A 12,713-nucleotide genomic window follows, 5' to 3' on the forward strand; every position below is an offset into this window, starting at 1 on the left:
GGGAGTTGATCTCTATCATGGTTAGGCAGGAGTCAACTCGTAGACTGTCGACATCCGCCCTTTTCAGATAAGCGCCCAACAAAGTGAACGATTCTGATATTCATCATCGCCTGAACGCGTTGGCTCTTGAATTGGAGCAGCAGGCAATCGCACTCTTGCCATCAACGTCATCAGAGTACAATCTACAGCAGCTCATCAACGCCCTGGTTCAACATAAGCTGACTCAGCACAGTGTATACGTGCAACTGCTTAAACTTGACGCAGCAAGGTGTCAGCTGGAGCTGGGGCTGTTTGGTCTTTGTGCCGACTGTGAAGAAGAAATCCCCCAGCATTTACTGGATGCAGATATTACCGTGCAGCGGTGCCATCAGTGTCAGCTCAAATATGACAAAGAGCAAAGACATGAGTTAAGGCTGGCACTATAGCAGCCGGTGGTACCGGAGATGATTCTCCTGAAACCGAACTGGAAACAAAAAACCCCGCGATGCGGGGCTTTTTCATTCAGATTCCTGTGATTATCAGAACTTCTGGTTCACACTCAGGAACCAGGTACGACCCAGTACGTCGTACAGACCAATGTTCACGTCACGATAGTCGTAGAAACCGTCATACCAGGTTGGAGCCTGCTTATCAAAGGCGTTGTTAACACCCATGGTGATAGAGCCGTCCCAATCGTGGGTATAGGTAAACTGAACGTTGTGCTTGAAGTAGTTAGGAATATCGGCCAGATAAGTCACGCCGTATTCTTCGTTACCTGATTCCTGAGCACCAATCCAGTATGTTGCCCATGCCGCACTCCAGTTATCCATGTCCCAACGCAGGGTGGCGTTACCACGCCAGTCAGGACGATCCTGCAGACCGGACTCTTCAAACCAGTCAGACTCTGGAGTTGACTTGCTCTTGTACTCCAGTACATGAGACAGCTCAACCTTCAGGCTGAAGTCACCAATACCGGTTTCCTGGCTGTAGCGGGACACAAAGTCGAAGCCTGAAGTTTCCAGACCACCCAGGTTACGGTACTCAGAGTGGATAACATCGATGCGACCGTCAGCATCACGCTCGATAATATCAGGGTTGTAGCCGTTAGCTGCTTCTTCAGCGATCAGACGGTTAACACCAACTACTTCAATCTTGTTGTCATAGGTGATCTGATAGTAAGAAGTCTCGATGCTCCAGTTATCCAGCGCATCCCACACAAAACCAGCGGTCAGAGACTCACCCTCTTCGGCTTCCAGATCCGGGTTTCCACCGTACAGAGTTTTGTGCTGGTTGCTTGGCTGACAGTAGTTTTCATCAGCGCCTGGGTTAGCGTCACACCATACAGTATCCAGTGCACGTTCAAAGCTCAGGGCTTCACCGGCGAACATCTCACCCATGTTTGGTGCACGGAAGGATTGACCCCAGCTTGCACGCAACAGCAGGCTGTCTACTGGACGCCAGCTGGCACCCAGCTTAGGTACGACTTTGTCAAAGGTTGATGAAGCGTAACCAGAGGCAATATTACCGTCCTGTTCATAACGCTCATAACGCAGTGCGGCAGACAGGTCTACATTACCTGGCAAAGTAGACTGCAGCTCAATATAAGCACTGCTGCGGTCACGCTCAGCGTTCACATCATCACCACCTGAACCACCAGAAATGATACCCAGAGCAGATTGAGGGTCGCTGGTTTGAGTAAATTCAATCATCTCGTACTCAACACCACCCACTGCGGCCAGCAAGAAGTCACCATCATCAATCAGAGTGCCGGATACCAGACCGTCAAACTGAGTACTGTTGAACTGCGCCTGATAAACACCAGTGTGAGCAGCCTGACTGTACATATCAGTCATCATGCTGTTCCACGCATCCAGGCTCATACCTGTGGTGTTGAAAATATCGTATTGCTCAGAATCAATCAGATCCTGGACGATATCGTCATTGATCAGATTGTAGTTGAAGGAGTTAGTGGTTGAACGGGTATGCTGGGCATTGATTTCCCAGTCAAGACCGTGACCGATATCCGCGTAACCCACCAGGCCCATCAGGAAATCAATCGCATTATTTTCGGTCAGAGTATCACGCTCACCGATATGCACGGAGCGCATGCGGATTTCACTGATGTCGGTATCAACCGGGTTGTACTTGTTGTCTGCTGACATGGTCGGCATGTTGGTCGACACCGGAGTACCAGCGTAACGGGTGTTGGTTTCACTCAGGTTGGCAGACGCACGACCTCTGAACTTGATGTCATCGGTCAGGTCATAACTGAAGTTAGACAGAATACTGTTCTTGTTGACGTTACCAAACAATTTGGTTACTTCACCAAAGCTGTAGTAGCAGCTGCCGTTGTTGTTGCCATCGGTACCGTCAACGACGTTGTCAGATGCCGCACACAGGTCGCTGTTGGTAAAGTACTGAGTCTTGCCGTCAGCATCCTTGTATTTACCGCGGGGAACTACGCTGAATGAGCTATAGCCTGAGTAAGTTGGATCATCCAGGCGCCATACGTCGCGATCGTAGATTGAAGCGGAATCGTAATGTTCAAAGGTAAAGGTGATGTTACCTTTCTCTGAGTTAAAGCCAGCAGTAACGGCAAAACGATTGGACTCACCACCCTCAACATCTGGGGTTTCACCGGTATAGTTGATCTCTACACCGTCGAAATCTTTCTTGGTAATGATGTTGATTACACCGGCAACCGCATCAGAACCATAAACAGCTGACGCGCCGTCGCGCAGAATTTCAATGCGCTCAACAATGGACATAGGAATGCTGGAGGTATCCGCAACAGTACCGGAGCTGGAGCTGGTACCTGGCATACGACGGCCGTCCAACAGGATCAGGGTTGCCTGAGAACCCAGACCACGCAGGTTTACGTCACTGGTAGCACTTGCACCGGCACCATAACCGGACACACCACGCCATGAACCGAAGCTGTTCATACTGGCGTTGTTCAGTACGTCTGCAACAGAGGTTTCACCGGTTACTTTAATATCAGCAGCGCTGATCACAGTCACAGGTGAAGAAGTTTCCATATCAACCTGCTTGATACGGGAACCTGTTACTTCAATACGTTCTACGTTCTTGTCTTCTTCAGCGAATGCTGCACCAGAAAATGCAACACTGGCAGAAGCAGCCAATAATGATACTCGAATAGCTGATGCTGTTTTGGTCAACGAACTCATATCTGTCTCCCAATTTTGACTCAATGTGTCAAAACAATGCTTTTTTATAATTTGTATGTAGTCGAGACGTTAATCTCTGAGATAGATACTGTTAAACGCCGTGATAACCGTCAACGTCATTTACATAACAAAATAATGCGCAACTCAAAACAAACACAAAAATCGTGACACAAGTCAGCAAAACCCACACACACCAAGGTTCACAAAGAGACATGAGCAAATTTCAACCTGTTGATACACAAGCTAAAAAACCCCAAAATAACAGACATTGAACACACAACATAAAAACACCATTAACACAACAGCTCAATATGTATCATTATATATCGACATCACTGTTTAATAATTAATCACCGGTAATCCGTATTTCTCTCAAATAAAAAAAGCCGGCATGAATGCCGGCTTTTTATTTATTTTAATTTACATACTCAAATTAAACTGCAGGTAGAAGTATCTGCCCATAGTGTCGAATGAGTAAGGGTCAGTGTTGGAGTCGTTATAACCTGTGTAATATGGTGGTTCCTTATCAAACAGGTTCTTCACACCAGCCGTAACTTTCCAGCCTTTCGGCAAGTAGTAGCTGGCAGAAACATCGTGATAGAACACACTGCCAGTACTTGGCGCCAGTGCCTCTTCTGGTTTGGACACAAATGAGTAGTCATCCATACCTGAGATAAAGCGAACATTGTAAGCCGCAGACCAGGATTCACCCTGCGCCATCACTTCCATGTTTGTCTTGTTACGGGCGTAGCCACCAGACAACTTGGTAATCAGGCCTGTATAGTCCACTGTGTCACCGGTTACTGTGACTTCATTCTTCAGCAGGAAAGTGGAGTCAACACTGGTTCTCCAGTCAATACCCGCCGCGTCAAAGCTGTACGCCAGGTTGACGTCAATACCAGCGGTCTTCTCAGCACCGATGTTCTGCAATTGGTTGTTAAACTGCAGACGGTTGCCCGGCAGCATCTCAACTGCAGCAGACTGACAAAGTGCACTGCCCTGGTTGATCAGGTTACCCTGAGCATCAACACACTGATCAACAATGTACTGAGAATCTACCAGCGCAATCGCGTTGGTCACTTCAATATCATAGTAATCAACAGTCAGAGACATACCGTCCAACCAGGATGGCGAGTACACCATACCCAGAGTCATGATGTCAGCTTCTTCAGGTGTCAGATTCGGGTTACCACCACGAATAGTGACCGCCTGCTCCTGAGCAACTGGATGAGTGATCATATCCATGGAAGGACTTTCACCACTGAACAGCTCATTAACCGTTGGAGCACGGAATGCGGTAGAAGCAACACCACGGAACATCAGGTCATCATATACACGCCAGGTCAGACCCAGCTTCCAGGTGCTGTCGGAGCCAAACGTGCTGTAGTCGAAGAAACGCATTGCCGCGCTCAAATCAACCTGCTGGGCACCCGGCAAGTCAGCCAACAGTGGCACAGCCAATTCAACATAGGCTTCGTTAACGTCGAACTCACCCTGAGTCGGCTCTACCTTAGGATCGTTGGCCAGTCCCTGAGAAGTCAGAGAATCAGGTACAAACCATGCCTTGTCTTTACGATGTTCAACACCTGCAGCAATGCCCAGATAGCCTGCTGGCAGCTCATACAATTCACCGGCAATGTTGGCAGAAGCAATAAACATTTCGCTGCCACCTGAGTTCAGTTCGGTATAAACGAACTCATTAATGCTCTCACCCTGCCAGGAGGACTGCTGCAATGGGTTGAAGGTACCGGCTTCAATGGCTTCATTAACAGAACCCATGTTCACCAGGTTTTCCAGGTGCTCTACTGAGTCGTTGCGGCCATAGTTGATGGATGCATCCCACTGGAAACCACTGTCCAGATAGCCTTCCAGGCCCAGTACCACGCGGGAGGTGTCAACAACCTGGCTGAACAGGCGGTCACCTACATCGCTCATACGACGGTAGTAAGCAATTTCGTCACCATCTTTGTAACCATGGGAGACCAGGGCATCGCCCATAGTCGCTACATCATAATCAAAGCTGGTGTAGATAGGCTGTGGGGCCATTGACTGACTGGACCAACGCTTGGTGTGCATCGCTTCTGCGAACAGGTTGATATCGTCAGTCAGCTCATAGTTACCCAAAGCAGTAATATTCAGACGCTGCATTGGAGTGTACAGGAAGCTTGATGGTGCGTAGTTGTAGCGGTCTGAGTCTTCAAACTCTTTCCACTCGCCACTGGCACTGCCCTGCAGGTCTGTCACGTTTTTATCTGAGCCGTTATAGATGTGACCGAACTCAGAATACACGCTACCTGCGCAGTAAAGTTCCAACTCACCCTGGTCGTTGGTACGTTCTGCATATGGACAGGCTGAGAAGTCGCGATCACCCTGACCTACACCGCCACGGTCCATGTACTGGATGCCCATCACCACGTTACCGCGGTCAAAGCTGCCACCCATGGTGATGTCGAAGCTCACTTCTTCACCATCACCATGACCGGAAACACCTGTTTGCAGGTTCATTTCCAGACCTTCAAAATCATCTTTCAGGATGATGTTCACTACGCCGGCGACCGCGTCAGTACCATAAACGGCAGATGCGCCATCTTTCAGTACTTCAATACGCTTAATCATGGATACCGGAATGGTGTTCAAGTCAACGCGGGCTGCTGCGCCGGTACCCGAGTTAACCATGCGACGGCTGTTAACCAGTACCAGAGTACGCTGAGAGCCCAAACCACGCAGGTTGATACTGGCATTACCCAGAGAGCCATTGTTAACCGCAGGGTTAGTCATGGCGCCGCCAGCTGAAGTCATCTTTTGCAGTACTTCATCAATGGAGGTCGCACCCGTTGCCTGAATAGAAGCGGCATCGATAGTGGTTACCGGGCTGGCGGTTTCCATATCGGTACGCTGAATACGGGAGCCTGTTACTTCAATACGCTCAACATCCGCACCTGCTGACTCCTGGGCAATGGCCACACCGGAACTGACAGCAGATGAAGCGATGGCAAACATGCTAAAACGAACAGCTTTAGCAACTGCAGTCTGCTTTGACATATCATCTTTCCTTTATAATTTGCTTATATGAATAAAGAGGTTTTCACACAAGCTTATTTTTGGTTACCGAGACCTCTTGGAAAGAAAACTTATCAATAACATCAACAATAGCAACATGGCCATTTGTTGCTTTTTTTGGTGATATATTTTTTTAGTGTAAAACTGATCAGTAATATATATTTTTCAAATAATCACAATATCGAAACCAAAAGACTTTAAAGCCCTATTGCATCAGACTGTATCTTCACATTTAAAAAACATAATTAAGTTGAAAATTTTTCGCCTAGTTCAATGGATTTAATAATTTTGTGACGCACATCACATTTCGACCAGCATATTACTCTGTTACAAGACCTTCATCACATGGTCTGTCCAGATTAAATATCAAACAAATACAAAAAAGCCGGGAAAAATTTCCCGGCTATAATTTAGTTAAAATGTCACTTCAAAGGTCAAATAATATTCTCTGCCAACAGCGTTATAGAAAGCACGAGGGAAGTGAGGCCAGTTCGGATCAGTTCCGTCTAGTTCAGGATCCTGATTGAACAGGTTATTCACCCCACCTGACAGTTTGAACTGATCGGTGATGTAATAGCTGGCCATCCAGTTAACTTCAATGTGACTGTCGACAGTAACATCGTAGAACTCATCCAGTCCCATATCGATGAACAAAGACTCATAGTAGCCGTGCATACCATCGGTATATTTCACCAGGAAGTTGGTTGAGAAGTCATCCTTCTGCCAGCCAAAGTTCCAGTTGGCACGTAGCTTTGGCACAGAACCATCATCGTCCAGCCCATCTTCGACAGGGGCGCTGTCAGAGATCTTTGACTCCCACTTGGTCAGATATGTCCCTTCCAGACGAGTTGTAAAATCACCCAACTCAGCGGTTTCAAAGGTATAGGCCACAGCAAAATCGATACCAGCAGTGTCACGGGATGACATATTCATAAACTGAGAATTAATCAGCTTAAGCTGGCCATTTTCATCGCGAATAATGTTGTCAGCGAACTCACTGGCATTATCCAGAATGTACTGGGAAGTTGGCGCAGACACTATGTTGTCGATTTCAACAACCCAGTAATCCAGACTGATATCAAATCCCTCATAACCCCATACCACTCCCAGGTTATAGTTCTTACCGGTTTCTGCTTCCAGGTTTTCATTTGGACCGCGGACAGAGTTGATAGACTCTTTCTTATCACACTCGCCATAGGCATCGCAGCGAGGCTTATCCACTACTGTTGTAAAACCATGGATCGGCTCACCAAACAACTTTTGCATATCCGGTGCACGGAAGGTTTCAGCATAAAGCGCACGGATCAACAGGCTGTCAACCGGACGATACTCAATAGCGACCTGCGGGCTGAATTCGCCACCTACGTCAGAAGCATCGTCGTAATAGTCATAGCGTCCTGCCAGTGTTGCTGTCAGCTGGTCCATCAGTGGCAATGCGACTTCTGCGTATACGGCATATTGATCACGCTCGCCCGAGGCACTGCTGCCACCTTTACCTATGATGCCACCCTGACTGCTGATGCTGTCACTCTTGTCGTAGAACCACTCTTTAGAGTATTCAACACCTGCAGCGTAACCAATGCTGCCACCGGGCAGTTCCCATGCGTCACCGTTAATGCCGAAGTTGAACACTGACAGTGTAGATTGTCCTTCAGAGCTTTCTTCATAGTTGAGCATCTCTGCCGCATTTGGATCGACCACATCGAGGAACGACTGACCATTCTCACCGGAAGTAAGGTAGTCGAACAGGCCCTGATAAGTAGGGCTGCCGCCAGACAAGCCATCAACCTTCTGACGGGCAACAGACCAGGAAGTATCATACTCAATGTTATCGGTCAGATAACCTTCAAGACCTGTTACAAATGAGAAGTTATTGGTGGTAAATGAACTGGTACGGGGACCCAGCTCTGTCATACGGCGCTTGTAGAAATAGTCGCCATCTGCCAGACCCGCAAAATCACCACCAAAACCTGTAGTTTTATCAAAGGTCTGAGACAAGCCAAATTTGGCTGAATTGATAGAAACCTTATCTCCGTCAACCGAGAACATCATGTCATCGCCGATTGCCGAAGACTCAATCTCTGTGTAGGTTTCAGAGTGGGTATAATCCAGACGGGAGTACCAGGTATGGTCAGCATTCAGCTCCTTGGTAAAGTTAACCATGGTGCTGTAACGCTTCTGCTCAGGCATAAAGTCTCGTTGCTTGGAACGGTCATAGCCACAGCCGCCTCCAGACAAAGGTATCATTCCTCGGGCCTCACATTCCTGTGCGGATAATCCGAGCACCTGATCACCTGTGTTGGCATTCACCAGACCTGCACCATAGGAGCTGTAACCGGCAAAGTAATTACCGGGAATCACGTCAGTTCCCCAATCGGGACGGTCAGTCCCTTTGAGGGCTTCTCTGTCTTCGTACTCAAGGAAGAATGTCAGATTGGATGTGTCATTGCTGACACCTGTCATCAAAGAAAACTGATTATTCTGGTACCCGCCATCATGAGTGTCTGACACACGATACTTAAAAGTCGTTTCGTTAATGTCTTTTTTCAGAATGATGTTAATTACACCACCCATCGCATCTGAACCATAAATGGCCGACGCACCTGTGGTCAGGATTTCAATTCGCTCGATAGCGCCCATAGGGATATTGGCTGTATCTACAAAGCTGTCTGAGCCACCCGCACCAAACGGGTACTTAGGTACGCGCTTACCGTTAATCAGTGTCAGTACACGGCCTGCACCAACACCACGCAGGTTTACAGAGGAAGCGGCAGGGGTAAAGCCATGCACTTCCTGCTGTGTCATGGAACCGCCTGAGTTCTGAGACAAGTTACCCAACACATCCTGAACAGAGTTGAAGCCGCCCTTTTCAATATCATCAGCACCGATAACCACCACTGGAGAGGCATTTTCCATATCGGTACGCTTAATACGCGAGCCTGTTACTTCAATTCTTTCTACATCGTTATCAACTCCGGTGTCCTGTGCAGCAGCAATGCTGGAAACAGACACTGAAGATATTGCAAACAAACAAAAGCTCACCGCTTTTGCAACAGCAGTCTGCGTTGGCATATTCATCATTCCTATATTTGTTGTATTAGCTTTTATTAAATGTGACACAAATGCGCACCACAACAGAAGTATCACTAAATATTAAAAAATCAGTCAACAGACAAAGAACGATAAATTGGCGACCCATCGCAACATAATAACCCACATATTCAAACAACAATGCTCAGCCAAAAATACACACCCAATCTGCGTGCGGCATACAGCAAGAATGAGAGTTAACAAATAACAAACAATATTGTTTATTTAGTGGTTGGCAAAATAAAAAAGCAAGAAGTGGGTCACAAGATCATCTGCATAAAACCGCAATATAAATGCTGATAGGTTGTTAAGAATAAGGCTTATTAATTATGAAGAGAAACTGTGATTATCAAAATATGGCGGTAGGACAATAAAAAAGGAGCCATCAGGCTCCTTTTTATTAATATTCAGCGAAGAATTAGCGAGTGCGTGGGCACAGCTCTTCAGCGCTAAAGAAGTAAGCAATTTCACGCTCAGCAGAAGTCAGAGCGTCGCTGCCGTGAACAGCGTTCTCGTCGATGCTGTTGGCGTAATCTGCACGCAGAGTACCACGAGCAGCTTCAGCTGGGTTGGTTGCACCCATGATTTCACGGTTAGCCAGAACCGCATTCTCACCTTCCAGAACCTGAACCATGATAGGGCCAGAGGTCATGAACTCAACCAGTGCGCCAAAGAAAGGACGCTCGCTGTGTTCTGCATAGAAGCCTTCAGCCTGCTCTTTTGACAGGTGAACCATCTTGGAGGCGATGATCTTCAGACCAGCAGACTCGAAACGGTTGTAGATGGCACCAATGTGGTTCTTGGCAACTGCATCAGGCTTAATGATAGAAAAAGTGCGTTCGATCGCCATAGTAACAAGCTTCCTTTGTTAGCGAATGTAATAAATTCCGCGCGAATTATACGAAATTTGGTTGTTAAAGCCTATCTTTATAACGCATTAATATGTGATTTTTATCACAGCCGGGATTTTGCAAAGTTTTATGCAGCGCAAATAATTTAGGGTTTACTGATTTTCACACAATAAGAAAGGGTAACAGCCTGGTCAATGTCACACTTCCCCCGCATCAGTAGCCTTGATAGCCTACAAGCTACAGACACAAAAAAGCCCCTGAAACGGGGCTTTTAAAAGGAAGCTGGCGGTTAGCCTTAGCCTTCACTCACCATATTGATGGTGTACTTTGGAATATCCACTACCAGATCACAGTCGACAACCTTGGCCTGACAGGACAAACGGCTTTCCGGCTCCAGTCCCCAGGCTTTATCTAGCATGTCATCTTCCAACTCGTCACTTGGCTCCAGTTCATCGAAGCCTTCACGAACGATACAGTGACAGGTGGTACAGGCACAGGACTTCTCACAGGCGTGTTCAATCATAATGCCGTTACGCAGGGCAACGTCCAGAATGGTCTCACCGACTTCAGCTTCAACCACCGCACCCTCGGGGCACAGATCTTCGTGTGGCAAAAATACTAACTTTGGCATAACTGCAATTACCTATATTTGATCGACCGACTGACCCGCCAGGGCCTGACGAATAGAGTTGTCCATTCTGCGCGCGGCAAACTCCTGAGTTTTAACGTCCAGAGCTTCAATCGCCTTGGTGATGGCGTCAGAGTCTTCGCCACCGGCCAGGTTCGCTAAATCAGCCATAGCTGCATCAATGGCACTACGCTCCTGCTCAGACAGCAATTCGGCGTCTTTAGCCAGCGCAGAATGTAATGATTCAAGCACCCGCGCAGCTTCAACCTGCTGTTCGGCCAGCATACGACGGGAGATATCATCCTTCGCATGCTTCATAGAATCTTTCAGCATGGTGGCAATTTCGGTATCAGACAATCCGAAAGAGGGCTTCACCTGAATGCTGGATTGTACGCCGGTTGATTTCTCCATGGCGGTCACACTCAGCAAACCGTCAGCATCAACCTGGAAAGTAACGCGAATGTGGGCAGCACCAGCTGCCAGAGGCGGAATACCTTTAAGCGTAAAGCGCGCCAGCGAGCGACAATCGTCAACCAACTCACGCTCGCCCTGGACCACATGGAAGGCCATCGCTGTCTGGCCATCTTTAAAGGTGGTAAATTCCTGTGCACGGGCGACCGGGATAGTGGTATTACGGGAAACCACCTTTTCCACCAAACCGCCCATGGTTTCAATACCCAGAGACAGTGGCAGTACATCCAGCAGCAACAGGTCAGATTCAGGCTTATTACCCACCAGAATATCCGCCTGAATAGCCGCGCCAATCGCCACGACTTTATCAGGATCAATGGAGGTCAAAGGCGTCTTTCCAAAGAAGCCGGCCACCTGCTCGCGAACCAGAGGTACACGGGTAGAACCACCCACCATCACGGTTTCCAGCACTTCATCCACAGATACTCCTGCATCACGCATAGCGCGGCGGCAGGCTGCGATAGTTTTACGTACCAGAGAGCTTATCATCTCGTCGAACTGAGTACGGCTTATCTCTGCTTGTAGTTCGCGGCCGTCATCCAGCGAGATAGTCGCAACTGTGGTGTCTGCATCAGTCAGAGCTTCTTTAACCCGGCGTGCTTCAATCAGCAACTGGCGATTAGTTTGAGCGCTGCACTCCTGCAGATTCCACTCAAGCTTGAGGTGCTGTTGCAACAGATGATCGAAGTCATCGCCGCCCAATGCCGAGTCACCGCCGGTGGCCAGTACCTCAAACACGCCTTTGTTCAGGCGCAGGATTGAGATATCAAAAGTACCACCGCCCAGGTCGTAAACGGCGATCACGCCTTCCTGTTTGGAGTCCAGACCATAAGCAATCGCTGCAGCGGTTGGCTCGTTCAGCAAGCGCAGAACTTTAAGTCCCAACAGTCCGGCTGCATCCTTGGTGCCCTGACGCTGGGCATCATCAAAGTATGCAGGGACGGTAATCACCACACCTTCGAGCTGGCCACCCATGGTCTCTTCTGCGCGGCTAATCAGCGGTCTGAGGATTTCTGCACTGACCTGAATAGGGTTAACCTGCCCCTGACGGGTGTTAAATACCGGCAATCCATGTTCACTGGCACTGAACTCATAGGCGTGTTGGTGCTCACTGGACTGAATATCAGCCAGGCTGCGGCCCATAAAGCGCTTAACGGATACTATGGTGTTGACGGGGTCTTTGGCAGAGTGAGCTGCGGCCTCATAGCCGGTCTGAATGTCAGCTTCGCCATAATGCACGATAGATGGCAGGGAATGTCTGCCTTGCTCATCCGGCAGGGTCGCCGCTTCGCCGCTGCGTACAGCAGCAACCAGAGAATTGGTGGTGCCAAGGTCAATACCGACGGCCAATCTGTGCTGATGTGGCGCGGCACTTTGACCTGGCTCTGCAATCTGCAATAGGGCCATAATGCTTAACTCTTAAAAATTTGGCCCAATATTAAATTG

The 12,713-nt window shown here is 48.3% G+C and carries 7 protein-coding genes; 1 reads left to right on the forward strand and 6 read right to left on the reverse strand.

Features of this window, described 5'->3' with window-relative positions:
* The first annotated feature begins 83 nt into the window (after positions 1-83).
* A complete protein-coding gene (locus tag ACFOE0_RS10350) occupies positions 84-425 on the forward strand; it encodes a TraR/DksA C4-type zinc finger protein (RefSeq protein WP_248935794.1) in 342 nt (113 codons plus the stop codon).
* Positions 426-518: 93 nt separating this feature from the next.
* Here the strand turns inward: ACFOE0_RS10350 and ACFOE0_RS10355 are convergent, their stop codons facing one another.
* The 6 genes from ACFOE0_RS10355 to hscA all read right to left on the reverse strand — a co-directional run bounded on the left by ACFOE0_RS10355 (position 519) and on the right by hscA (position 12,674).
* Positions 519-3,167, reverse strand: coding sequence for a TonB-dependent receptor (locus ACFOE0_RS10355; protein WP_248935795.1), 2,649 nt, complete (start codon positions 3,165-3,167; stop codon positions 519-521).
* Positions 3,168-3,587: 420 nt separating this feature from the next.
* Complete coding sequence (locus ACFOE0_RS10360) at positions 3,588-6,209, reverse strand: TonB-dependent receptor plug domain-containing protein (RefSeq protein ID WP_248935796.1); 2,622 nt, start codon at positions 6,207-6,209, stop codon at positions 3,588-3,590.
* A 432-nt stretch (positions 6,210-6,641) separates the two neighbouring features.
* Complete coding sequence (locus ACFOE0_RS10365) at positions 6,642-9,299, reverse strand: TonB-dependent receptor plug domain-containing protein (RefSeq protein ID WP_248935797.1); 2,658 nt, start codon at positions 9,297-9,299, stop codon at positions 6,642-6,644.
* A 436-nt stretch (positions 9,300-9,735) separates the two neighbouring features.
* On the reverse strand, positions 9,736-10,167 hold the full coding sequence (ndk, locus tag ACFOE0_RS10370; protein WP_115138177.1) for a nucleoside-diphosphate kinase: 432 nt from the start codon (positions 10,165-10,167) through the stop codon (positions 9,736-9,738).
* A gap of 296 nt (positions 10,168-10,463) precedes the next feature.
* Positions 10,464-10,799, reverse strand: coding sequence for an ISC system 2Fe-2S type ferredoxin (fdx, locus tag ACFOE0_RS10375; RefSeq protein ID WP_115138173.1), 336 nt, complete (start codon positions 10,797-10,799; stop codon positions 10,464-10,466).
* A gap of 12 nt (positions 10,800-10,811) precedes the next feature.
* A complete protein-coding gene (hscA, locus tag ACFOE0_RS10380; RefSeq protein WP_248935798.1) occupies positions 10,812-12,674 on the reverse strand; it encodes a Fe-S protein assembly chaperone HscA in 1,863 nt (620 codons plus the stop codon).
* Between the last annotated feature and the right edge of the window lie 39 nt (positions 12,675-12,713).

This window comes from Shewanella submarina, assembly GCF_042646185.1.
Taxonomy (GTDB): Bacteria; Pseudomonadota; Gammaproteobacteria; order Enterobacterales; family Shewanellaceae; genus Shewanella; species Shewanella corallii.

What these genes read in the sequence shown, in the direction of transcription:
- ACFOE0_RS10355 (WP_248935795.1), bottom strand. Translation starts at nt 3,167, where the DNA reads ATGAGTTCGTTGACCAAAACAGCATCAGCTATTCGAGTATCATTATTG.
- ACFOE0_RS10360 (WP_248935796.1), bottom strand. Translation starts at nt 6,209, where the DNA reads ATGTCAAAGCAGACTGCAGTTGCTAAAGCTGTTCGTTTTAGCATGTTT.
- ACFOE0_RS10365 (WP_248935797.1), bottom strand. Translation starts at nt 9,299, where the DNA reads ATGCCAACGCAGACTGCTGTTGCAAAAGCGGTGAGCTTTTGTTTGTTT.
- ndk (WP_115138177.1), bottom strand. Translation starts at nt 10,167, where the DNA reads ATGGCGATCGAACGCACTTTTTCTATCATTAAGCCTGATGCAGTTGCC.
- fdx (WP_115138173.1), bottom strand. Translation starts at nt 10,799, where the DNA reads ATGCCAAAGTTAGTATTTTTGCCACACGAAGATCTGTGCCCCGAGGGT.
- hscA (WP_248935798.1), bottom strand. Translation starts at nt 12,674, where the DNA reads ATGGCCCTATTGCAGATTGCAGAGCCAGGTCAAAGTGCCGCGCCACAT.